Origin of the sequence: Streptomyces sp. Da 82-17, assembly GCF_046098215.1 — a bacterium.
Lineage (GTDB): Bacteria > Actinomycetota > Actinomycetes > Streptomycetales > Streptomycetaceae > Streptomyces.
Genome location: NZ_JBJURH010000018.1, coordinates 139,458 through 161,554, shown reverse-complemented (window position 1 = coordinate 161,554; position 22,097 = coordinate 139,458). Strand labels below are relative to the sequence as shown.

Below are 22,097 nucleotides of genomic sequence, written 5' to 3'. Positions count from 1 at the left end.
CCCGTGCGGTGGCGGATTCGGAAAGCGTCCCCCGCGCGGTGTCGGGTTTCAGCTCAGCCAGCCCGGGGTGATCATTCCGGACTCGTAGGCGAGGATGACCAGTTGGGCCCGGTCGCGGACGTCCAGCTTGGTCATGATCCGGCTCACGTGCGTCTTGGCCGTGGCGGGGGACAGGACGAGTCGCCGGGCGATCTCGTCGTTGGACAGGCCGGCGCCGACCAGCCCCATGACTTCCCGCTCCCGCTCGGTCAGCGCGTTGAGCCGCGGGCTCGGATCGGGCTGCCTGCTGCGGCCCGCGAACCCGGCGATGAGGCGACGGGTCACGGCGGGCGCGATCAGGGCGTCGCCGCGCGCCACGACCCGCACGCCGTGCAGCAGCTCCATCGGCTCCGTGTCCTTCACCAGGAACCCGGAGGCGCCCGCGCGCAGCGCCCCGTACACGTAGTCGTCCACGTCGAACGTCGTGAGGATGACGACGCGTACGCCTTCGAGGGACGCGTCCTCGGTGATGCGGCGGGTGGCCTCCAGGCCGTCGACGCCCGGCATGCGGATGTCCATCAGGACCACGTCGGGCAGCAGTTGCCGGGTGAGCGCGACGGCGTGCTCGCCGTCGGCGGCCTCACCGACCACCTCGATGTCGTCCTCGTCCTCCAGGATCGAGCGAAAACCGGCTCTGACCAGAGTCTGGTCGTCGGCGAGGACGACACGGACCGCTCTGCGGCCGTGCGGTGCTGAGCCGGTTCTCGTCGGCCCCTGTGCGGCTGTCACAACTCCCCCTCGAACGGTTCCGACAGCGGCAGCCGGGCGCTCACCCGGAAACCGTCCGCCGTGTTGTGCGCGGTCAGTTCGCCGCCGAACGCCTTGGCGCGCTCGGCCATGCCGCGGATCCCGCTGCCGTGCGCGAGCTCGTCGGGCGAGCCCTGCCCGTCGTCGTCGATCCGCAGTTGCAGTTCATCGGCGGAGTAGGCGAGCGTGACCGTCACTACGCACGCGCGCGCGTGCCGGGCCACGTTCGTCAGCGACTCCTGCACGATCCGGTACGCCGCCAGGTCGAGCGGCGGCGGCAGCGGCCGGGGTGCGCCGACCGTCTCCGCACGGACGTCGAGGCCCGCGCTGCGTGCGCCCGCCAGGAGCTCGGGCAGCCGGTCGAGGCCCGCTGTGGGCGCCGTGGGCGCGCTCTCGTCGGACCGGCGCAGCATGCCGAGGGTCGAGCGGAGTTCGGCCAGCGCCTGCCTGCTCGTGGACTTGACGGCTTCGAGTGCCTCTTCGGCGATGACGAGCGCGCCGCCCGCGGCGGTCTGGCCGGGAGCGGGGCTGTCCGAGGCTGCGTGGTCGGACGCAGTGCTGTCCGAGGCGGCGCGGCTCGGTGCCGGGCTGTCCGCGCCTGCGTGGTCGGGCGCCGCCTTGTCCGAGGCGGGTGTGCGCCCCTCAGCCGTGTCCTCGGCGCGGGACCGGTGCTTGGAGATGCGGTGCAGGGCGGCGCTGGACTGCACGTTGATGAGCGAAATGCTGTGCCCCAGCACGTCGTGCACCTCGCGCGCGATCCGCAGCCGCTCCTCGGACGCGCTCTGCAGGGCGAGCGCCTCCTGCTCCCGCTCCGCGGCCAGGGCGCGCCTGCGGACCTCCTCCAAATAGGCGGCACGCGTGCGTTGTGCGCGAGCGAGCACGAGGAGGCTGAGCAGCCAGCCCGCCAGCATCATGATCGACATGTCGTCGACCTTGCGCCGGCCCGGCTCCTGCAACACCTCGCCGTACACCACGAGCAGCATCGCCACGACCCCCAGGGCGGCGGCCGCGGCGAAACGGCCGTCCACTGCGGCCGTGTAGAGGGCGACGATGAACGCGAGCACCACAGGGCCGTCGTTCGCGCTCACCGGGAAGTACGCCGCGCACGCCAAAAGCGTCACTACTGCGACGCCGATGGGCCTGCGACGCCGGAAGTGCAGCGCACCGCACGCGATCGCGAGCAGCGACCAGCCCGCCACCGCCTGCCAGAGCGTCTCGGACTCGCCCCGCATCCCCCACAGCGCGCCGCCCGCGGCGACAGCGGTGACGGCCAGCGTCACCGCTAGATCCTTGGCACGCGCGGACAGTCGCTGCCCGGGTGGACCGGTCGGGGGAAAGGCCATGTCCGGAAGGATATTCCGGGCTCCACGGCCCGGACCTGTCGGGAAAACCGCATCCCTTAGGGGGCGTTTTCCGCTCCAGGGTGGTGGCCGGTGCCGAGCAGCCCGGTCAGCATCCGGCGCACGGTACGCCGGAACAGCTCCTCCGGGTCCTGGGCGAGTTCCGCCTCGGGCTGATCGGCCAGAGCTGCCGCGATCAGCGGACGGTCGCCCTCCGCTGCTGCCCTGTTCAGGTAGATGGCCTGCGCGGCCCGACGGTCCGCGGCATGCCGCTCGGCCGTACTGGTACCGGTTTTTGCGGCCGACCCGCGCGAAGCACGATGGCCGGATCCGCCACCGCCCGTGCCGGACGTACGAGCGAATCCCCCTGTGGAGCCTTGGAGTTCGGCCCGTACGAGCTGAGTGATCAGGGCGTTCGTGAGGCCGACGATCTCCAGCTTGGCCCGGCCCGGCAAGGGCACCGGCTCCATCGCCCGCAGGGTGTATTCGAGGTGGTCCAGGCCGTGCGGGCCCAGGCGCAGCGGCTCGGGAGGGACGTCGAGCAGCCACGGGTGCCGCAGCTGCACGGCTCTGGTCCGCTCCGCGAGTGCGACCAGATCGTCGACGGGGTCGCCCTGCAGCGGCACGTCGAGGGCCACTTCGCGCGCGACGGCGTCCGTCATCAGGTCGAGCAGGTCGTCGCGGCCCGCGATGTAGCGGTAGAGGGAGGCCTGGCCGGTGCCCAGGGCCTTGGCGACCTGGCGCATGGACACCGCGTCCAGGCCCTCACGGTCCGCCAACTCGACCGCTGCGGCGGCCAGTTCGTCGCGGCTCCGGCCGGCCGCGGGGCCGCGGGTCGCGCGTTGCGGTCGCGCCCAGACCGTCTCCGGCTCGGACTCCTCGCTCACTGCTCGTCTCCTGTCTCTCTGTCCCGTCGCTGTTCTGCCTGTGTCCCACTGGCGCATGCCGGGCGAGTCATGTGCCGGGGGGACGCACCTCGGGTCGGGGCCGATTCCCGTGGCGGACCGCTTCCCGAGGCGGTCGCATCGGGGAGATCCCCGGGGACCCCTAGGGGAAATATCAGGGATGTCTCGGGGCCGATCGGCCTCCGCCGCCGCTCCCGTTCACGTGCGGCGTCCTCTACCCTAGAACTGCGAACGCTGTTCGCGGTTTCCTCGGAGTCTGCCCTCGTGCCTGCCCCGCTCCTGTCCCTGGAGGTTCCCGATGTCCACGTCCCCGGTGCACCTGTGGGGTCCGGTCCGCCGGGCCGAGAACGACGGCGTTCGGCTGGCCTTCGATGCGCTGACCGAGGGCGCGGGCGGCGAGCCGTTGCTGCTGGTCACCGGCCTTGGCGCCAACAGGTACTGGGTGCCGGACGGCCTCTGCCTGGCGCTGGCGCAGCAGGGCTTCGCCGTGGCCCGGTACGACCAGCGGGACAGCGGCGAGTCGACCCGGCTCCCGCCCGTCGCCACCGGCAACCCCATCTCCGCGCTGTTCGGCAGGCGAGGCGCGGCGTACACGGCGGAGGACATGGCGGACGACGCCGCCGCAGTTCTGGACGCCCTCGGCTGGGGTTCGGCGCACCTCCTCGGCGTCTCGCTCGGCGGAGCCATCGCCCAGCGCGTGGCACTGCGCCACCCCGACCGCGTGCGCACGCTCACCACCATGGCCGCCGTCCCCGCCGACGTCTCGGGCCTCGCCACCCTGCGGTACATCCGCGTCGGAACCCTCGCCAAGTTCGCCCGCCTCCGGTTCCCCGACACCGCCGACGGAGCTGTGGCCGCAGGGATCGCCGTGTCCCGCCTCCTCGCCTCCCCGAGCCGCCCCTTCGACGAGAACGCCGCCCGCGCGGACGCGCTGCGCAACCTCGACAACGGCCTGCACGACCGTCAGGCCCAGAGCCGTCAGATCGGCGCCCAGTGGAGCGGCCCGCGCATCGACGCCATCACGCGCCCCTCGCTCGTCCTCCACGGCCAGGACGACCCCCTCATCAAGCCGACCGCCGCCCGCGCGATAGCGGCCCGCATCCCCGGCGCCCGTCTGAGACTCCTCCCCGAAGTGGGCCACGAACTGCCCGCACGCGCGTGGGACACGATCGCCGACGAGCTCCGCACACTCGCCGCATGAACCACCGCACGCGCGCGTACGTTCCGATCAACACCAGCGCTCTGCCCATGAGTTGACACCCGACCGGGGTCATCCCGCGTCGAGCGCAACCCGGCACCTGTCTCACCCCCCTGCCTCTCGACGACGGAACGGACACCCTCATGGACCGCCACCACCAGCAAACCGCCCACCCGCGCGGGAGCGACCACAGCCACGGTGCGCCCCGTGTGTACGACGACGAACGCCTCGCGGGCGCCTACGAGCGGGGCAACGAGATGCCGGAACCGTCCCTGCGCGCCTGGGTCGAGCTGATCGCCTCCCGTACGGACCGACCACAGCCCGCAGTGGTCGAAGTGGGCGCGGGCACCGGCATGTTCTCCGCCGCGATGGCGCGCTGGATCGACGGCGCCGAAGTCCTGGCCGTCGACGCCTCCGAGGCGATGCTCGCCGAGGCGCGGCGCCACCACCCGCACCCGGCCGTCCGCTACGAGCGCGGCTCAGCGGAGCACATCCCCGCCGCACAGCACTCCTTCGACCTCGCCCTGCTCTCCCGGGTCGTCCACCACCTGCCCGACCGGGCCGCCGCGGCAAGGGAGTTGGCGCGGGTCCTGCGCCCCGGCGGGAAGGCGATCGTCAGAACGACCTTCAGGGAACGCCTCGACGCCGTGGTCTACGACTACTGGCCCCGCTTGCGCGCCCTGGACGAGCGGCGGTTCCCCAGCGAACAGCAGCTGGTCGCCGACTTCACCTCGGCAGGGTTCGTACGGGAGGACGTGCTGTCGTACGCCCAGCCCGTGGCGCCCGACCTGGCCACGTACCACGCGCGCGTGGCCACGGCCCCGCAGTCGAAGTTCACGTACCTCACACCCGAGGAATTCCGCGCGGGGCTCGATCGCATGGAGGCGGCAGTCAGACGCGAAGCGGCCGACCGGGCGAGCGGGGCCGCGCCGCGGGAGGAGGTGAACGAGCGCTATGACGTCGCGGTGTTCACGCTCCCCGGGAGCGGTGAGGGGCGGTCCGGCTGAGCGGCGGTCGGCCGTCGTCCGTCAGGAACGTCCGAGCTCCGCGCAGCACGGTGTGCAGCTTGCGTCGGGTCGTACGGCTGTCGAGACGTACGTCGAGCGCGGCCGGCAGCCCGGAGTCCGATCGCAGACCTGGCCGCAGGCGGGAGGCGTCCAGGCCGTCGCGGTGGGCGATGAGAAGTCCGAGTTCGTGGCGGCTGACCGCGTCGGACCCCGCGAGATGGTGTACGCCGCGCGCGTCGGAGAGCGCGAGCTCCAGCAGGGCGGCGGCCAGGTCGGAGACGTGCACCGGGCAGCGGATGTCGTCGGTGAACAGGACACCGTCCGTACGCCGGTCGCGAGGTCGTGGACCAGCCGCACATGCGGGGAGGAACCGGGGAGGCCCGCGCCGCCGTCGATGATCAGCGAAGTGCGGGCGACGACGGCGTCAGGGAACAGGCGGCGGACACCGGCTCCGCCTCCGCCTCGGCCGCGCCGTACGGAGTGAACGGATCCGGGAAGCAGGCCTCGTCGTAGTGGACGCGGGCGCCGGAGAAGACCGCGTCGCTCGACACATGCACCAGGCGGCAGCCGTGCCGCGCCGCGATCGCCGCCAGGCGCACCGGCCCCTCGACGGCGACCGACCGATCGGCCTTCGCGCCCGTGGCGTTGACGATCACGCAAGGAGCCGCCTCGGCCACGAGCGCCTCGATTCGGGCGGAGTCACGCAGGTCGAGGGCATGCCAACGGACGCCCGTGTGATCGGCCTCCGAGGTCGGCCGGGAAGCGGAGGTGGCGGCGGTCGCGTGCTCCGCCGCAACCGCCTGGCGGACCACCTCGGCGCCGAGAAGGCCGCGGCCCCCGGATGACCAGAAGAGGCTGCCCCGTACGAGACGCCGCCCGGCGAGACATTGCCCCACGGAATCTCACCCGACCCCCTCACCAGACGAGTACCCCGCCGCCCACCGACTTGGCTCGATGCGCCGCGGCCACGATGTTGTCGAAGCGCCGGCCCACGTAGTCGGTCTCGTAGCCGCCCTGCCGGGCGAGGTCGGCGAGATGCGGGCGGAGCGCCTCGCACTCGGCGAGGAAGGCGTCGACGTCAGGCGGCTCCACGTACAAGTCGTCGCCGTCGAGCCGCGGGAAGAAGCGGGCGCCCAGCGCTCGGATCGCGTCCGAGCCCCACAGCCGGGTACGCGTGGTCTCGAAGCCCGCCAGGGTCTTGCCGTGCGCCGGATCCTCGAGCAGGACGAAACCGTCGGCGGCGTCGCGGACGAAGGTGTGGACGAGGAGAGACATGACCGGATTCTCCGCCCTCGCCGACGTGCTCCGGCCGCCGCGAGGCCGACACGCGGGCCGCGGGGTGCGCTTGACACGTAAATCGAACATCCATTCTTATGGGAGCTCCGGTACCCCCACAGCCCCGGAAAATCGGGGGTTCCGCGGAGTTATCCACAGGCCGGGGCCGACGTCGAGGCGCATTGTCAGTGGCAGGGGATAGCGTCTTGGACGTGAAGCGATCGACTCAAGCAAATCGGGTGGAACCCATGGCAGGAACCGACCGCGAGAAGGCGCTCGACGCCGCGCTCGCACAGATTGAACGGCAATTCGGCAAGGGCGCAGTGATGCGCATGGGCGAGCGGCCGAACGAGCCCATCGAGGTCATCTCCACCGGCTCGACGGCCCTCGACGTCGCCCTCGGCGTCGGCGGCCTGCCGCGCGGCCGTGTGGTGGAGGTGTACGGCCCGGAGTCCTCCGGTAAGACGACCCTGACGCTGCACGCCGTGGCCAACGCGCAGAAGGCCGGCGGCCAGGTGGCGTTCGTGGACGCGGAGCACGCCCTCGACCCGGAGTACGCGAAGAAGCTCGGCGTCGACATCGACAACCTCATCCTGTCCCAGCCGGACAACGGTGAGCAGGCGCTCGAGATCACGGACATGCTGGTCCGCTCCGGTGCGCTCGACCTGATCGTCATCGACTCCGTGGCCGCCCTCGTGCCGCGCGCGGAGATCGAGGGCGAGATGGGCGACTCGCACGTGGGTCTGCAGGCCCGCCTGATGAGCCAGGCGCTCCGGAAGATCACCAGCGCGCTGAACCAGTCCAAGACCACCGCGATCTTCATCAACCAGCTCCGCGAGAAGATCGGCGTGATGTTCGGCTCCCCGGAGACCACGACCGGTGGCCGCGCGCTCAAGTTCTACGCCTCGGTGCGTATCGACATCCGCCGCATCGAGACCCTCAAGGACGGCACGGAGGCGGTCGGCAACCGCACCCGCTGCAAGGTCGTGAAGAACAAGGTGGCGCCGCCCTTCAAGCAGGCCGAGTTCGACATCCTCTACGGCCAGGGCATCAGCCGCGAGGGCGGCCTGATCGACATGGGAGTGGAGCACGGCTTCGTCCGCAAGGCCGGCGCCTGGTACACGTACGAGGGCGACCAGCTCGGGCAGGGCAAGGAGAACGCCCGTAACTTCCTGAAGGACAACCCCGATCTCGCCAACGAGATCGAGAAGAAGATCAAGGAGAAGCTGGGCGTCGGCGTGAAGCCGACGGAGGGCGAGCCCGACGCGGACGCGGCGACCGTGGACGCTGCGGCGGCCAAGGACGCCAAGGACTCCAAGGACGCGGCCAAGTCGGTGCCCGCACCGGCGACGAAGGCCAAGTCGACCAAGGCCGCCACGGCCAAGAGCTAACCCGTGGTACGGCGAACGGACTGGCCGGAGGAACCCTACGACGGCCGGAACGACAGCGGGCAGCCCTACCAGGGGCACGCCTTCGGCGACGGTGGTGACGGCGAACTCTTCGACGGCGACGGGCAGTCGGGTCGCTTCGAGGAGTTCGGCACCGGCGAGGAAACCGACCGCTCCGGTGGTCGCGCGGGCTGGAACGGCCCGGGCGGCAGGGGAGACCGGGGCGGTCGCGGAGGGCGTTCCAGTGCCCGCGGCCGGCGAGGGGCCAGAGGCCGCGAAGGCGACAGAGCCTTCGGAGAGGGGCGCGGCGGAGGCTTCGGCGACCGTGCGCCCGGGGGCGAAGGCGGCGCCGGGGAAGACGGCGATTCCCCCGACCCGTCGAGGGCCGGGAAGGGGGAGTCGCGTACGCGAGAGCGGGACCTGCCACCGGAGGAGCGGGCGCGGAACATCTGCCTGCGCCTGCTCACCGGCACCCCGCGCACGCGTAAGCAGCTCGCCGACGCGCTGCGCAAACGGGAAATCCCCGACGACGTGGCGGAGGAGGTCCTCTCCCGGTTCGAGGAGGTCGGCCTCATCGACGACACGGCGTTCGCGGGAGCCTGGGTGGAGTCCCGGCACCACAGCCGGGGCCTGGCCCGCCGCGCACTCGCCCGGGAGCTGCGCACCAAGGGAGTCGACTCCACGGCCATCGACGAGGCCATGGAGCAACTCGACTCCGAGCAGGAAGAGGCCACGGCGCGCGAACTGGTCGCCCGCAAACTGCGCTCGACCAGAGGCCTCGACCGGGACAAGCGCCTGCGCCGCCTCGCGGGCATGCTCGCCCGCAAGGGCTACCCGGAGGGCATGGCCCTGCGGGTGGTGCGGCAGGCACTGGAAGAAGAGGGGGAAGAGACGGACGACTTGGAGTACGGGGGGTTCTGAGTCGGCGGTCGCGAAAGGGGGGAACGGGGGAGCGAGGAGAAGGGGGAAAGCGGGGAGAACGGGGAGAAAGGGGGAGCAAGGCCCTTGCCGGGGCGCCGAGTTGGCGAGAGGGAAGGGCCAGGGTCAGGGGGAGTTGGGGCTGGGCGCGGTGACTGGCAGGCCGGCCGCGCGCCAGGCCTGGAAGCCGCCGGTCAGGTCCGTCGCGCGATACAGGCCCAGCTGCTGGAGGGAAGCGGCGGCGAGGCTCGAGGCGTAGCCCTCGTTGCAGACCACCACGACGTGCACATCGTGGCCGGTCGCCTCCGGCAGACGGTGACTGCCCTGCGGGTCGAGGCGCCACTCCAGCTCGTTGCGCTCCACGACCAGGGCGCCGGGGATCAGGCCGTCGCGCTCGCGGAGCGCGGCGTACCGAATGTCCACGAGCAGGGCCTCACCGGCCTCCGCCGCGGCGTGGGCGGCAAGCGGATCGATACGGTCGAGAGTCTCGCGGACGCGCTCCAAGTGGGCGTCGATGGAGAGGGGTTGAGGCCGGCCGGGTTCGCGGCCCGGGGCGGACGAGACGGTCGGGACGGACGGAGGCGGGGTGGACGGGGTGGATGAGTTGAGGGTCACTGCCAGTCCTCCGGCTGCTCGACCTGCTCCAGCCGCAGCACCGAACCCGTGCGGCTGAAGCGGCGGATCAAGGGGAGAGGGGGGAAGTAGGCGTGTACGGAGACGGCGTGCTCGGTGGCCTCCTCGTTGAGGACCTCGTGCACATGGTGAGTGCCGAAAGCACGGCCGCGGCCGGCGGGGAGGGCGCGGCTGCGGTCGACGCCGGAGGCGAGTTCGAGGGTCTTCCAGCCCTCGCTCGGCAGGCGGACGGCGAGCGAGTGCTCCGTCAACTCGCCCCGGGCCGTGGTGAAGGCGCCGACCGACTCGGCGTGGTCGTGCCAGCCGGTACCGGTGCCAGGAGGCCAGCCGATCAGCCACGCCTCACTGCCGCCGGGACCTTCGAGCCGTACCCAGGTGCGGCCTTCGGGATCGAGGGGGAGCGAGGCGATCAACTCGGCGTCGGCGGCGGTGCGACGCACGAAGTCCAGAAGCTTGGCAGGAGTGGGAGCGGGTGCAGGGGCGGGGGCTGCGGAGGCCGGGGCGGTCGTAGCGGGGGGCGTTGCCGTTGCCGGGGGTGCGGAAGGGGGCGTCGAAGACACGTGGGCCGTCCTGTGAAGTCGCGGGGTGCGCGCGGGCACGACGCTGGGCCGCGGTGCGGGGCGCGCGTGAGGGAAGGGCGAGATCAGGACGAGTGACAGACGCAGCCCGCGTAGCGGACGAGGTCCATGTGGACCCTCCGCCAAAGGCGTCGGCTGGTGTCGGTCATGAAGCGGAGTACAGCACGAGGCTCGGGGCGGGTCAAACGGTGTCCGGGAAGTGGGCGGTAGTTGGGGCGAGCGTGCCGCCTACCGCCTGCCGCTTACCACTTCCCGGCTCCTTCCCGCCGCCTCCGGCCCCCCGGAAGGGAGGCCGGAGGACGGGGTAACTCCGGTCCCGTCAGCGGTCGTTGACGGTGTCCGTGGTGCTGGGCTTGCCGGTACTCGTGTCGGCGTCCGGGGCGGGGGCCGGGTCGGCGTCCGAGGCGGAGTCGTTCCCGGAGGCCGGGTCGGGGCCCGCTTCGGCCCTCCGCTCCAGCTCTGCGCTCCACTCGGCCGCTGTGCCCGACTCCAGCTCCGTCCCCGGAACCGTCTCCGACTCGGCTTCGGAGTCCGACTTGTCCTCGTCCGACGCCAAGGTGCCGTCGTCGGCCCGCACCTCGTCGACCTCGTCCGCAACCACGTCCGCAACCTCGACGTCCAGCTCGACCGGACCCCCGGACCGGGCTGCGTCCCCGGACCGGCCCGCACCCCCGGACCGGCCCGCGTCACCGGATCGACGACCCGTGCCCGTACCCGTACCCACGCCCGAGCCCCCGCCCCGCAACCCCCCGCAAGCCGAGTCCGCCGCTGCGTACAGCTCGGCGGGGCGTACGCCGGAGAGGGCTGTGACGAGGTGGCCGTCGGGGCGGATGAGGAGGACGGTGTGGGCGCCGGCGCCGGGGTAGCGCTCGGCGACGAGGAGCTCGCCGCGTACCGGGAGGGCGGTGACCGCGGCGGCGAGGCGGGGCATGACTCCGGCCTTCATCCAGTGCCGGCGCTCCCAGACGCCGGTGCCGGGGGCGACGAGGACGACGAGGAAGTTGCCGTGGCCGAGGCGTTCGCGCAGGCGGGCCGTGCTGCCGTCGGGCACGGTGACCGGCACGTCGGCGACGGGCGTGCCCGGGTGGGTGACCGTGTCGACCGCGGAGGGGGAGGAAGTGTCCGGCGACAGAGGGGAGTTGGCGTACGAGGGAGGAGTGCCGAGGGGGCCGCGACCGACGTGGCCGTCGGTGAGCAGGGCGTCGTGGCCGCGCGCGGTACCCGGGACGTAGGCGCGCAGGCCGCCGCCTCCGCGCAGTATCGGCAGGGCCTGGTCGGCGGCGCGGAGGCGGGCGGCGACGGAGGCACGGCGCTCGGCCTGGTAGCTGTCGAGCAGCGCGTCGGCCTCAGCCTGCTGCGAGCCCGCACCCGGGCCCGAGCCCGAGCCCGCACCCGAGCGCGAGCCTGCGGCCGTACCCGAGCCCAAGCCCGCGGTCGCCCCCGACCCAGAACCGGAACCGGTCTCCGACCCGGAACCGGAACCCGAACCCGAAGCCACCTCCGACCCCGACCCTGACCCCGACCCCGACCCTGACCCCGACCCCGACCCTGACCCCGACCCTGACCCCGACCCTGACCCCGCCCCCAGATGCCAGCAGTGGGCCAGCTTCCAGGCGAGGTTGTCGGCGTCCCGCAGGCCCTCGTCGACGCCCTGGGTGCCGAGTGCGCCGAGCAGATGGGCGGCGTCCCCGGCGAGGAAGCAGCGCTGTACGCGCCAGCTGCGGGCGAGGCGGTGGTGCACGGTGTGGACGCCGGTGTCGAGCAGGTCGTAGGGCGGGACGCTGCCGCCGCACCAGCCGGCGAGGGTGTCGCGGATCTTCGCCAACAGGACCTCGGGGGTGACGAGTTCGCTGCGGGCGGGGAGCAGCCAGTCGAGGCGCCAGACGCCCTCGGGGAGGGGGCGGGCGGTGATCTCGGTGGCGGCTCCGGGCCACGGGGGCAGCCGGTGCAGCACGGCTTCGCCGGGCCAGGGCAGGTCGGCGCGGAGCGCGGCGACGGCGTGCCGTTCGACGGCGGTGCGGCCGGGGAAGCGGATGTCGAGGAGCTTGCGGACGGTGGAGCGCGGGCCGTCGCAGCCGACCAGGTAACTGCCGCGCCACCAGGTGCCCTTGGGGCCGCGGGTGTGGGCGGAGACCCCGTGGGAGTCCTGCTCCAGGGAGTCGACGCGGCTGTCCGTGGCGAGCCGGACGAGCGGCTCGTCGGCGACGGCCTCGCGCAGGGCGGCGGTCAGGGTGTGCTGGGCGAGGTGGACGGGGGCGGGGCTGACCTCGTCGACGGTGAAGGCGTGCCGGCGCATCTCCTGCTTGCGGCGGTAGGAGCGCCAGCCGGCCCAGCGGGCGGCGGAGAAGTCGCGCCCCGTGAGGCGGGCGGCGAGGTCGGCCATGTCCTCGCGGAGCACCGCGGTGCGGGCGGGACGCTGCTCGTCCTTGCCGGGGCCTTCGTCGAGGACGACCGAGGGGACTCCGGCGTGGGCGAGTGCGAGGGAGAGGGTGAGCCCGACGGGTCCCGCTCCGACGACGATCACCGGGTCCACTGCGCCGCGCCTCCTGCCAGGGAGAGGGCCGCGGGGCGGGCCCTGAAGGGCGTGCTGTTACTGGCAGTTGGGGCAGGGTGCGCGATCACAGAACGTATGCAACCCATTGCCGGTGCTTGCGTCAAGTGACGGAGGCAGCGACGTGACGTCGCTGCCTCCGGTGGTTCAGGATCTCCGACGGTCGCCGTGACCGTATGTCCGACGATCCGTCAGTTGTCCTTGCCCTGCGCCTTGTCGGCGTCGGTCACCTTCTCGGCGACGGGGGCGCCCGGCGCCGGGGCCACCTCCGAGGAGGCCGGCTCCTCGGCGTGGGCCGGCTTGATCCCCGTCTTCGCCCGCCGCCCCCGCTTCTCGATCCACGTGGCGAGCCACGACAGGACCAGGCAGAGGCCGATGTAGATGGCGCCGAAGACGGCGACCGTCTGGACGAACGGGTAGACGCCGTTGACGGGCGTGTTGTTGGCGATCAGGCGGGCCGAGTGCAGCAGCTCCGGGTAAAGGATCATGAAGCCGAGCGAGGTGTCCTTGAGGGTCACCACGAGCTGGCTGATGATCGTCGGCAGCATCGAGCGGATCGCCTGCGGGAACAGCACGAGCGTCATGACCTGGGACTTGCGCAGGCCGATCGCGTACGCCGCTTCCTTCTGGCCCTTCGGGACGGCGTTGATGCCGGCGCGCAGCACTTCGGCCTGGACACAGCCGTTGTAGATCGTCAGGCCGAGGACGAGAGCCCAGAACGGGGTCATCGTGCCGAGGATGCCGACCCACAGGGCGAAGATCGTGATCAGCAGCGGGATCGAGCGGAACAGGTCGATGAAGACGACCGCGAGCCAGCGCACCGGCCGGTGGTCGGAGAGCCGCGCCACGCACAGGACGACCGCGAAGACCAGCGAGAAGACACCGGCGAGCGCGAACACCTGAAGGGTGGCGAGCAGCGCTTCGAGGATGTTCTGGCGGATGCCCGCGTAGTTGAAGATGTCCCACAGGGCGGGGTCGAACTCGCCCTTCTCGTTCAGGCGCAGGATGACCCAGGCGATGCCGCCGATCAGCGCGGCGGAGCCGACGACGGTGTAGATGATGTTGCGGGCCCTGGCCTTGGGGCCGGGGGCGTCGAAGAGAACGCTCGCGCTCATCGGGCGACCTCCAGGCGGTGCTCCAACAGCCGGAAGAGACCGTTGATGGCGTACGTGATGATCAGATACGCGAGGGTGATCCAGATGAAGATCACCGCGATGTCGTAGCCGTCGTTGCTCAGGGTCTTGGAGACGTTGAACAGGTCGACGTTGTTGAAGGCACCGGCGATCGCGGTGTTCTTCGTGAGCGCGATGAAGATGCTCGACAGCGGCGGCACCACGGTGCGGGTGGCCTGCGGGAGCACGATCAGGCGCATCGTCTGCGTGAACGTCATGCCGATGGAGCGGGCGGCCTCGGCCTGGCCGAGCGGCACCGTGTTGATGCCGGAGCGCACCGCCTCGGCCACGAACGCGGAGGTGTAGAAACCGCAGGCGGCGACGGCGAGCAGGAAGGAGTCGAGGTCCGGGAAGAGGACCTTCGGCACCACGAAGAACGCCACCAGGAACAGCAGCGTCAGCGGGGTGTTCCGGAGCAGGGTGACCCAGAGGGTCCCGAATATCCGCAGGGGCGGCACGGGCGAGACGCGGAACCCGGCGATGATCACGCCGAGCACCATCGCCACCAGGGCGCTGGCCCCGGTCAACTCCAGGGTCCCGATGAACCCCTCGCGGAACAGCGACAGGTTGTCGAGCAGTACGTTCATGAATTCTCCGCGAGGGGTTCGCGACGGTCGCAGGTCTTCGCGACGGAGCCCCGCCCCACAGGGAAGGGCCCGGCAGCGAGGCGCACATGGGCCGCCCCGCCCCGCCGCGCCCGAGGGAGCGTACGGAGCGGGGCGGAGGTCATTACTTCGGGTCGGTGAAGGCCGGCGGGTCCTTGTACTCGGAGCCGGACTTGCCGAGGGTGGCCTCGAAGGCCTTCTTGTAGTCGCCGTTCTCCTGGTGCGCCTTGACGGCGTCCGCGACGGCCTGCTGCAGCGCCTTGTCGCCCTTCTTCAGGCCGACGCCGTACGGCTCGTCCGAGAACGGCTTGCCGACGACCTTGAGCTTGCCCTCGTTCTGCGCGGCGTAGCCCATCAGGATCGCGTCGTCGGTGGTGACGGCGTCGATCTGGTTGTTGAGCAGCTGGGCCACGCACTCCGAGTACTTGGACAGCTCGGTGACCTTGGCGCCGTACTTCGGCTTCTTGATGTTCTGCAGCGGCGTGGAGCCGACGATCGAGCAGACCTTCTTGTCCCGCACGGTCTCCGGGCCCTTGATGTCCTTCTCGTCCTTGCGGACCAGGAGGGAGGCGCCGGCGTGGAAGTACGGGCCGACGAAGTCGACCTGCTTCTTGCGCTCGTCGTTGATCGTGTACGTGCCGATCATCAGGTCGACGTCGCCCTTGGAGACGGCGGTCTCGCGGGCGCCGGAGTCGACCGTCTTCCACTCGATCTGCTTCGGGGAGAAGCCGAGGTCCGCCGCGATCATCTTGGCGATCTCGATGTCGAAGCCGGAGCGCTCCTTGGTCGACTGGTCCTCGAAGCCCAGGTACGGCTGGTCGGCCTTGGCGCCGATGATCAGCTTGCCGCGCTTCTTGGCCGCCTCGAAGACCGGGGAGTCGACCTTGGCGTCCTTCTTCACCTCGTACGAGAGGGCCTTGGTGCCCGAGGTGTCGGGGCCCTTGCCGCCGTCGCCTGCGGTGCCCTGCTTGCCGCCACAGGCGGTGGCCGTCAGGGCGAGTGCGGCCACGACGGCCGCGGTGGCTGCGGACTTGCGGAGCTTCATGTGCACATCCTTCGTGTCGTCAGGTGCTGAGAAGACGTGTGCGGGCGGGGGCCCTCGCGGAGGACTTCGGGGGAAGGCCTTCGCGGACGGCGGTCCCGCGCAGGGACGTCTGCGGGCGCTTCGGGCCTGGATTCCCGGGCGCCCACGGGTCCGTCAGTGGTGCAGGATCTTCGACAGGAAGTCCTTGGCCCGGTCGCTGCGCGGGTTGCTGAAGAACTCGTCGGGGGAGGCCTGTTCGACGATCCGGCCGTCGGCCATGAAGACCACGCGGTTCGCGGCGGAGCGGGCGAAGCCCATCTCGTGCGTGACCACGACCATCGTCATGCCGTCCCGGGCGAGCTGCTGCATCACCTCGAGCACCTCGTTGATCATCTCCGGGTCGAGTGCCGAGGTCGGCTCGTCGAAGAGCATGACCTTCGGGTCCATCGCCAGGGCACGGGCGATGGCGACGCGCTGCTGCTGGCCGCCGGAGAGCTGCGCCGGGTACTTGTCGGCCTGGGTGCCGACGCCGACGCGGTCGAGCAGCTCGCGGGCCTTCTTCTCGGCCGCGGCCTTCTCCACCTTGCGGACCTTGACCTGGCCCAGCATCACGTTCTCGAGCACCGTCTTGTGCGCGAAGAGGTTGAAGGACTGGAAGACCATGCCGACGTCGGCGCGCAGCCTGGCCAGCTCCTTGCCCTCCTGGGGCAGCGGCTTGCCGTCGATGGTGATGGTGCCGGACTCGACGGTCTCCAGGCGGTTGATCGCGCGGCACAGCGTCGACTTGCCGGAACCGGACGGCCCGATGACAACGACGACCTCGCCGCGGGCGATGGTCAGATCGATGTCCTGGAGCACGTGCAGCGCGCCGAAGTGCTTGTTGACGTTCTTCAGCGCGACCAGCTCGTCCGCCGCGGGCGCGGCGTCCTTGGTCACTGATACTTCGGCCATGGGGGTTCTTGCTCCATCCTCCTCGGTTGGGAGGACAGTAGTAAGGCCGTACGACCAGCGTCATTACATCTGAGGGGAAATTGAGCATAACGATCCGGCCGCAACCGGACACTCCGCGTGAACAGGGCGCCCGGGCTCCGTACCGGCTGCATAACGGAACCCGGCAGCGGCCCGAACGCCCTTGACGGGGCGCTCGTTCATCGGCGTGACTGCCTTGGTGCGTCGCGCGTGCGCGCGCAGGGCCGGGGTGTGCGCAGGGGCGCCCGCGTGCAGGATTCAGGGGCCGCCCGAACGAACCGTGAATTGGAGGGAGCCGGAATGAGGCTGTTGCTCGTCGAGGACGACGATCATGTCGCCGCCGCGCTCTCCGCGGTGCTCGCGCGGCACGGCTTCGACGTGGTCCACGCCCGCAACGGCGAGGAGGCGCTCCGCGCGCTGCTCCCGCCCGACGAGAACGATCCGGACAAGTCCGCCAAGTCCGGCTTCGGGGTAGTGCTGTTGGACCTGGGCCTGCCCGACCAGGACGGCTACGAGGTCTGCGGCAAGATCCGCAAGCGCACCACCACCCCCGTGATCATGGTGACCGCCCGCGCCGACGTCCGCTCCCGCATACACGGCCTGAACCTCGGCGCCGACGACTACGTGGTCAAGCCGTACGACACCGGGGAGTTGCTCGCCCGGATCCATGCCGTCAGCCGTCGCACCGTGCCCGAGGAGTCCGCCGGAGCCGCCGACGACGCGCTGCGGCTCGGCCCCGTACGCATCGAACTGCCCACCCGGCAGGTGAGCGTGGGCGGGCAGAGCGTGCAGCTGACCCGCAAGGAGTTCGACCTGCTCGCGCTGCTCGCGCAGCGGCCCGGCGTGGTGTTCCGCCGGGAGCAGATCATCAGCGAGGTGTGGCGCACGAGTTGGGAGGGGACCGGGCGGACCCTTGAGGTCCATGTGGCCTCGCTCCGCTCCAAGCTGCGCAGCCCCGCGCTGATCGAGACGGTGCGCGGAGTCGGGTACCGCCTCGTCGCGCCCGCCCAGGGCTAGGCCGGTGCGGACACGTCTTCTCCCGCTGCTCATCGTCCTCATGGCGGGCGTGCTGCTCGCGCTCGGCTTCCCGCTCGCGGCGAGCCTGGCGGCGGCGCAGCAGCAGAAGGTGGTCATCGACCGCATCGACGACACCGTCCGCTTCGCGGGGCTCGCCCAGTACGTCACCCAACGCCCCACCGGACCAGGGCGGTTGAGGGAGGACGAGCGGCTCACCACGCTGGAGAAGCAGCTCGTCCGCTACCACGACGTGTACGGCATCAGAGCCGGCGTCTTCTACCGCGACGGCGACGTCATGGCCAACGCCGGAAACTTCCTCGTCCCGGAGGAGGGCGAGGGCGACGAGGCGTTCCGGGAGGCGCTCGCCGGGCGCGGCAGCCACGACCCGCGGCAGGTCTGGCCCTGGCAGGACCGCAGGCTGTACGTGGCGTCGTCGGTGATCCGGGACGGGGACGTCGTCGCCGTCGTCGTCACCGACTCGCCCACCGAGAAGATGCGCGAGGAGACGCTGCACGGCTGGCTCGTCATCGCCGCGGGTGAGGCCGCCGCGATGCTCCTCGCGATCGGCGCGGCGCTGCGGCTCACCGGCTGGGTCCTGAAGCCGGTACGCGTGCTCGACGCGACCACCCACGACATCGCCACCGGACGCCTCAAGTCCCGCGTCGCGGCCGCCGGCGGGCCGCCCGAACTGCGGCGGCTCGCCCGGTCGTTCAACGAGATGGCCGACCATGTGCAGGACGTCCTCGAACAGCAGCGGGCGTTCGTCGCGGACGCCTCGCACCAGCTGCGGAACCCGCTGTCCGCGCTGCTGCTGCGGATCGAGCTGCTCGCCCTCGAACTCCCCGACGGCAACGAGGAGATCGCGTCCGTGCGCACCGAGGGCAAGCGGCTCGCCCAGGTCCTCGACGACCTGCTCGACCTGGCCCTCGCCGAGCACGCCGCCGCCGACCTGAAGCTGACGGACATCGGCGAGCTGGCCGCCGAACGCGTCGACGCGTGGCGGCCGTTGGCCGAGGATCGCGGGGTCGAGCTGCGCTGCGCCGGGCTCGCCGCGGCGACGGCGTGGGCGGACCCGGTCGCGCTGTCCAGTGCCCTGGACGCGGTGGTGGACAACGCGCTGAAGTTCACGCCCGAGGGGGAGACGGTGACGGTCACCGTCGCGGCCGACGGGGAGCATGCGCGGGTCGTCGTGGCGGACGGGGGGCCGGGGCTCGCGGAGGAGGAGTTGGAGCGGGTCGGGGATCGGTTCTGGCGGAGTGGGCGACACCAGAACGTGAAGGGGTCGGGGCTCGGGTTGTCCATCACGCGGGCGCTGCTCGCGGCGGGCGGGGGGTCGCTTTCCTTCGCGCAGAACACGCCGCACGGGTTGCGCGTGACGGTCACCCTGCCGCGGTCGGCGCCGCCGAGCTCCTGAGTTGCCGCCGCGCCTGCATCGCCCTGCGGGCGAGCGTCCTCATGCGCCGGACGGGCTCGATCAGTTCCCCACCCCGCCCCTTCCCGAAAGCCTCCGGCGGTGGTCGTTCGGCTTCCCCGCCGTCGTGGCTGGTCGCGCAGTTCCCCGCGCCCCTTTCGGGGCACAGCGCCGCGACGGCGGGACAGTCGAACGAACAGCTCCGCCGGATTTCGGGAAGGGACGGGGAGGGGATCACTCAGCGCGTGAAGCGCAACGTCACCAGTTCGAAGGGCCGGAGGACCAAGTCCACCCCGCCCTCCCGGAGTTCGTACGAAGCCCCCTCCGCCAGCGGACGCTCCAGCAGGTCCACCGTCTGCACCGACGACGCCGGGAAGCCGAGCTTCAGGCGGGCCCGCGCACGCCCGCCCCCCGCCTCGTACAGCCGTACCACCACATCCCCCGACCCGTCGTCGGCCAGCTTGACCGCGCTCAGGACGACCGAGTCCAGGTCCACCGACGCCAGCGGCTCGACCGGGCCGGGCGCCGCGCCCGGAACGCGGCGTTCGGGGACGTTGATCGCGTACCCCTCGCGGACCGCGTCCGTGATCGTCGCGCCCGGGGCGAGGGCGTACCCGAAGCGGTGGACGCCCTGGTCCGTCTGCGGGTCGGGGAAGCGCGGGGCGCGCAGGAGGGAGATGCGGACCGTGGTCGTCGTGCCCGCACCCGCGGACGCCGGCCGGACCTCGCGGGTCACGTCGTGCCCGTACGTCGAGTCGGTGACGAGGGCGACGCCCCAGCCGGGCTCCTCCAGGTGCACGAAGCGGTGGTTGCACGCCTCGAACTTGGCCGCTTCCCAGCTGGTGTTGGTGTGCGTGGGCCGGTACAGGTGCCCGAACTGCGTCTCCGCCGCGTACCGCTCCGCGTGCACGTCGAGCGGGAAGGCCGCCTTGAGGAACTTCTCCGTCTCGTGCCAGTCGACCTCGGTCGCGATGTCCAGACGCTTCGCGCCGGGCGCCAGGCTCAGCGTCTGGCGTACGCGGCTGTCGCCGAAGGACCGGGTCACCGTGACCGAACCGCCGTCCGCCACCAGGGAGTCGACCTGCGTCAGATCGGTGACCACATTGCGGTAGAACGCGTCGACGTCCCACGCGTCCCACATGTTCGGGAAGTCCGGGTGGATCTGCAGCAGGTTGGCGGCCTCGCCGGGCGGGACCGTCTCACGGTCGGCGTCGATGTCGTACGCGGAGACCACCAGCCCGCGCCCGTCGATCTCCACCCGCAGCAGGCCGTTGTTCAGGACGTGACCGCCGTCCGGGCGGGCCGTCACCGTGACGGTCCCTGCCTCGACCGCCGGGCCCGCCGCGCCCGCAGCGACCCCGGAGCGGGTGTGCGCCGCGGCGTTGAAGACCAGCTCGGTGTCGCCCTCCCCGGCGAGCGCGCGCTGCGCCGCCTCGACGATCCCGGTCAGCTCCTCGGCGACCGCCGCGTACGTCTTCTCCGCCTCGCGGTGCACCCAGGCGATGGACGAGCCGGGCAGGATGTCGTGGAACTGGTGGAGGAGGACCGTCTTCCAGATCCGGTCCAACTCATCGTACGGATAAGGGAATCCCGTGCGTACCGCCGCCGTCGCCGCCCACAGTTCGGCCTCGCGGAGCAGGTGCTCGCTGCGGCGGTTGCCCTGCTTGGTCTTCGCCTGGCTGGTGAGCGTCGCGCGGTGCAGCTCCAGGTACAGCTCGCCGACCCAGACGGGCGGATCCGGGTACTCCGCCTCGGCCTTGGCGAAGAAGTCCGCGGGCTTCTCCCACTCGACCGTCGCCGAGCCTTCGAGGGAGCGCAGGCGGCGGGACTTGGCGATCATCTCGCGGGTCGTGCCGCCCCCGCCGTCGCCCCAGCCGGTCGGCGCGAGCGAGTGCTTCGCGACGCCCTTGTCCTTGAAGTTCCGCGCCGCGTGCGCGATCTCGCGGCCCAGCATGGAGCAGTTGTACGTGTCGACGGGCGGGAAGTGCGTGAAGATCCGGGTGCCGTCGATGCCCTCCCACTGGAAGGTGTGGTGCGGGAACTTGTTGATCTGCGACCAGGAGATCTTCTGCGTGAGCAGCCACTTGGCGCCCGCCGCCTTGATGATCTGCGGCAGGCCCGCGGCGAAGCCGAAGGTGTCCGGCAGCCACGCCTCGTCGTTCTCGACGCCGAACTCCTCGATGAAGAACCGCTTGCCGTGCACGAACTGCCGCGCCATCGCCTCCGAGCCCGGCATGTTCGTGTCCGACTCGACCCACATGCCGCCCGCGGGCACGAACCGGCCCTCGGCGACGGCCTTCTTCACCTTCGCGTAGACCTCCGGGCGGTGCTCCTTGATCCAGGCGAACTGCTGGGCTTGGGACATGGCGAAGACGAACTCGTCCTCCGTCTCCAGGAGGTTCGTCATGTTCGACGTCGTACGAGCGACCTTGCGGACCGTCTCGCGCAGGGGCCACAGCCACGCCGAGTCGATGTGGGCGTGCCCGACCGCGCTGATGCGGTGCGCGGAGGCGTCAGCGGGTGACGCCAGGACGTCCGTGAGGTGTGAACGGGCCGCGGCGGCCGTACGGTTCACATCCTGCAGGTCGATCGCATCCAGACAACGGCTCACCGCACGCAGGAGTTCCCAGCGCCTGCCGCCCTCGACGGGCAGCTCGTGCATCAGCTCGCCGACGACCTCCAGGTCCTGGACCAGCTCCCACACCTCGGCGTCGAAGACCGCGAGGTCCATCCGCGTCAGGACGTACTGCGGCTCGTCGCCCGCGGTCTCCTTGTCGCCCAGGTCGGTCGGCCGGAACGGCTCGTCGCCGAGGAGCACCGGGTTGGAGGCCGCTTCGAGGCGCCACTCGACCCGCTCGCCGCCCGCGACCGGGTCGCCGACCCGCACCCACTGGTTGCGCGGGTTGACCGCCTTGATCGGCTCGCCGTCCGGCGTGTAGACGAGCGCCTCGCACTGGAAGCCCGGCATCCGCTCGTCGAAGCCCAGGTCGAGCACGGCCTCCACGGTCTTCCCCGCCCACGCGGCGGGCACCTCGCCGGTCACCTTGAACCAGGTCGTCGCCCACGGAGCCCCCCAGCGCGTGCCGACCTCGATCGGCTCGTGCGCGGCGGCCAGGCCCTCGGCCACCGGCACCGGCTCGCCCGGCGCGACCCAGGCCTCGACCGTCAGCGGCGCCGACTCGGGGTACACGGCGGGGCGGATGCGCTCGTCGAGCACCCGCTTCAGGCGGGCCTCGACCAGGGCGCGGTCGTCATGCATGGGGGGCTCCGTAACTGTTCATCGGTGGCTGTGCGGGTTCAGGGGATGGCTACCCAGGGGG

19 protein-coding genes and 1 pseudogene are annotated in these 22,097 nt (G+C 71.6%); 6 read left to right on the top strand and 14 right to left on the bottom strand.

Annotated elements, in window-relative coordinates; genetic code table 11:
* Positions 1 to 48: 48 nt before the first annotated feature.
* From ACIDOF_RS27295 to ACIDOF_RS27285, 3 genes are all read right to left on the bottom strand, one after another.
* The gene (locus ACIDOF_RS27295) at positions 49 to 768 is read right to left on the bottom strand and encodes a response regulator (protein WP_409008756.1); all 720 of its coding nucleotides are present in this window, start codon (positions 766 to 768) and stop codon (positions 49 to 51) included.
* Entirely contained in the window at positions 765 to 2,066 is a 1,302-nt protein-coding gene (locus tag ACIDOF_RS27290; RefSeq protein ID WP_409008755.1) for a sensor histidine kinase, read from the bottom strand. Before ACIDOF_RS27290 ends, ACIDOF_RS27295 begins: the two co-directional genes overlap by 4 nt.
* A 119-nt stretch (positions 2,067 to 2,185) precedes the next feature.
* On the bottom strand, positions 2,186 to 3,013 hold the full coding sequence (locus ACIDOF_RS27285) for a TetR/AcrR family transcriptional regulator (protein ID WP_409008754.1): 828 nt from the start codon (positions 3,011 to 3,013) through the stop codon (positions 2,186 to 2,188).
* 316 nt (positions 3,014 to 3,329) lie between these two features.
* On the opposite strand from ACIDOF_RS27285, the gene ACIDOF_RS27280 reads away from it, so the two are divergent.
* Positions 3,330 to 4,232, top strand: a complete 903-nt coding sequence (locus ACIDOF_RS27280) for an alpha/beta fold hydrolase (RefSeq protein WP_409008753.1) — start codon at positions 3,330 to 3,332, stop codon at positions 4,230 to 4,232.
* A 140-nt stretch (positions 4,233 to 4,372) separates the two neighbouring features.
* A complete protein-coding gene (locus ACIDOF_RS27275; protein ID WP_409008752.1) occupies positions 4,373 to 5,236 on the top strand; it encodes a class I SAM-dependent methyltransferase in 864 nt (287 codons plus the stop codon).
* On the opposite strand, the pseudogene ACIDOF_RS27270 reads toward ACIDOF_RS27275, so the two are convergent.
* Together ACIDOF_RS27270 and ACIDOF_RS27265 are read right to left on the bottom strand one after the other, a co-directional pair.
* Positions 5,199 to 6,132 (bottom strand): annotated as a pseudogene (locus tag ACIDOF_RS27270) (sugar nucleotide-binding protein). The gene ACIDOF_RS27275 and the pseudogene ACIDOF_RS27270 overlap by 38 nt on opposite strands.
* 19 nt (positions 6,133 to 6,151) lie before the next feature.
* Positions 6,152 to 6,511, bottom strand: a complete 360-nt coding sequence (locus ACIDOF_RS27265; protein ID WP_409008751.1) for a hypothetical protein — start codon at positions 6,509 to 6,511, stop codon at positions 6,152 to 6,154.
* Positions 6,512 to 6,759: 248 nt separating this feature from the next.
* On the opposite strand from ACIDOF_RS27265, the gene recA reads away from it, so the two are divergent.
* Entirely contained in the window at positions 6,760 to 7,902 is a 1,143-nt protein-coding gene (gene recA / locus ACIDOF_RS27260; RefSeq protein ID WP_409008750.1) for a recombinase RecA, read from the top strand.
* A 3-nt stretch (positions 7,903 to 7,905) separates the two neighbouring features.
* Positions 7,906 to 8,820, top strand: coding sequence for a recombination regulator RecX (gene recX, locus ACIDOF_RS27255; RefSeq protein ID WP_409008749.1), 915 nt, complete (start codon positions 7,906 to 7,908; stop codon positions 8,818 to 8,820).
* A 123-nt stretch (positions 8,821 to 8,943) separates the two neighbouring features.
* Here recX and ACIDOF_RS27250 read toward each other — a convergent pair whose 3' ends face one another.
* From ACIDOF_RS27250 to ACIDOF_RS27215, 8 genes are all read right to left on the bottom strand, one after another.
* Positions 8,944 to 9,333 carry a rhodanese-like domain-containing protein gene (locus ACIDOF_RS27250; protein ID WP_409008784.1) on the bottom strand — a complete coding sequence of 130 codons (390 nt, stop codon included), beginning with the start codon at positions 9,331 to 9,333 and terminating at the stop codon, positions 8,944 to 8,946.
* 95 nt (positions 9,334 to 9,428) lie between these two features.
* Positions 9,429 to 10,010 (bottom strand): cysteine dioxygenase, encoded by a 582-nt coding sequence (locus tag ACIDOF_RS27245; RefSeq protein WP_409008748.1) that lies wholly within the window; start codon positions 10,008 to 10,010, stop codon positions 9,429 to 9,431.
* Between the two features lie 83 nt (positions 10,011 to 10,093).
* Complete coding sequence (locus ACIDOF_RS27240) at positions 10,094 to 10,177, bottom strand: putative leader peptide (protein ID WP_409008783.1); 84 nt, start codon at positions 10,175 to 10,177, stop codon at positions 10,094 to 10,096.
* A 170-nt stretch (positions 10,178 to 10,347) separates the two neighbouring features.
* On the bottom strand, positions 10,348 to 12,561 hold the full coding sequence (locus ACIDOF_RS27235) for an FAD-dependent monooxygenase (RefSeq protein WP_409008747.1): 2,214 nt from the start codon (positions 12,559 to 12,561) through the stop codon (positions 10,348 to 10,350).
* Positions 12,562 to 12,770: 209 nt separating this feature from the next.
* Positions 12,771 to 13,694 carry an amino acid ABC transporter permease gene (locus ACIDOF_RS27230; RefSeq protein WP_409008746.1) on the bottom strand — a complete coding sequence of 308 codons (924 nt, stop codon included), beginning with the start codon at positions 13,692 to 13,694 and terminating at the stop codon, positions 12,771 to 12,773.
* The gene (locus ACIDOF_RS27225) at positions 13,691 to 14,338 is read right to left on the bottom strand and encodes an amino acid ABC transporter permease (protein ID WP_409008745.1); all 648 of its coding nucleotides are present in this window, start codon (positions 14,336 to 14,338) and stop codon (positions 13,691 to 13,693) included. Before ACIDOF_RS27225 ends, ACIDOF_RS27230 begins: the two co-directional genes overlap by 4 nt.
* A gap of 142 nt (positions 14,339 to 14,480) precedes the next feature.
* On the bottom strand, positions 14,481 to 15,401 hold the full coding sequence (locus tag ACIDOF_RS27220; RefSeq protein ID WP_409008744.1) for a glutamate ABC transporter substrate-binding protein: 921 nt from the start codon (positions 15,399 to 15,401) through the stop codon (positions 14,481 to 14,483).
* Between the two features lie 153 nt (positions 15,402 to 15,554).
* Positions 15,555 to 16,331 carry an amino acid ABC transporter ATP-binding protein gene (locus ACIDOF_RS27215; protein ID WP_409008743.1) on the bottom strand — a complete coding sequence of 259 codons (777 nt, stop codon included), beginning with the start codon at positions 16,329 to 16,331 and terminating at the stop codon, positions 15,555 to 15,557.
* A 318-nt stretch (positions 16,332 to 16,649) separates the two neighbouring features.
* Between ACIDOF_RS27215 and ACIDOF_RS27210 the strand changes: the two genes are divergently transcribed.
* Complete coding sequence (locus tag ACIDOF_RS27210; RefSeq protein WP_409008742.1) at positions 16,650 to 17,366, top strand: response regulator transcription factor; 717 nt, start codon at positions 16,650 to 16,652, stop codon at positions 17,364 to 17,366.
* Positions 17,367 to 17,370: 4 nt separating this feature from the next.
* Positions 17,371 to 18,780 carry a sensor histidine kinase gene (locus ACIDOF_RS27205; RefSeq protein WP_409008741.1) on the top strand — a complete coding sequence of 470 codons (1,410 nt, stop codon included), beginning with the start codon at positions 17,371 to 17,373 and terminating at the stop codon, positions 18,778 to 18,780.
* Positions 18,781 to 19,015: 235 nt separating this feature from the next.
* On the opposite strand, the gene ACIDOF_RS27200 is transcribed toward ACIDOF_RS27205, so the two are convergent.
* On the bottom strand, positions 19,016 to 22,036 hold the full coding sequence (locus ACIDOF_RS27200) for an alpha-mannosidase (RefSeq protein ID WP_409008740.1): 3,021 nt from the start codon (positions 22,034 to 22,036) through the stop codon (positions 19,016 to 19,018).
* Positions 22,037 to 22,097 lie beyond the last annotated feature (61 nt).

Bases quoted from the DNA above. Each gene is read 5' to 3' on its own strand.
- ACIDOF_RS27265 (WP_409008751.1), bottom strand. From the start codon at position 6,511: ATGTCTCTCCTCGTCCACACCTTCGTCCGCGACGCCGCCGACGGTTTC.
- ACIDOF_RS27280 (WP_409008753.1), top strand. From the start codon at position 3,330: ATGTCCACGTCCCCGGTGCACCTGTGGGGTCCGGTCCGCCGGGCCGAG.
- ACIDOF_RS27225 (WP_409008745.1), bottom strand. From the start codon at position 14,338: ATGAACGTACTGCTCGACAACCTGTCGCTGTTCCGCGAGGGGTTCATC.
- ACIDOF_RS27215 (WP_409008743.1), bottom strand. From the start codon at position 16,331: ATGGCCGAAGTATCAGTGACCAAGGACGCCGCGCCCGCGGCGGACGAG.
- ACIDOF_RS27220 (WP_409008744.1), bottom strand. From the start codon at position 15,401: ATGAAGCTCCGCAAGTCCGCAGCCACCGCGGCCGTCGTGGCCGCACTC.
- ACIDOF_RS27210 (WP_409008742.1), top strand. From the start codon at position 16,650: ATGAGGCTGTTGCTCGTCGAGGACGACGATCATGTCGCCGCCGCGCTC.
- ACIDOF_RS27200 (WP_409008740.1), bottom strand. From the start codon at position 22,036: ATGCATGACGACCGCGCCCTGGTCGAGGCCCGCCTGAAGCGGGTGCTC.
- recA (WP_409008750.1), top strand. From the start codon at position 6,760: ATGGCAGGAACCGACCGCGAGAAGGCGCTCGACGCCGCGCTCGCACAG.
- ACIDOF_RS27240 (WP_409008783.1), bottom strand. From the start codon at position 10,177: ATGACCGACACCAGCCGACGCCTTTGGCGGAGGGTCCACATGGACCTC.
- ACIDOF_RS27230 (WP_409008746.1), bottom strand. From the start codon at position 13,694: ATGAGCGCGAGCGTTCTCTTCGACGCCCCCGGCCCCAAGGCCAGGGCC.
- ACIDOF_RS27275 (WP_409008752.1), top strand. From the start codon at position 4,373: ATGGACCGCCACCACCAGCAAACCGCCCACCCGCGCGGGAGCGACCAC.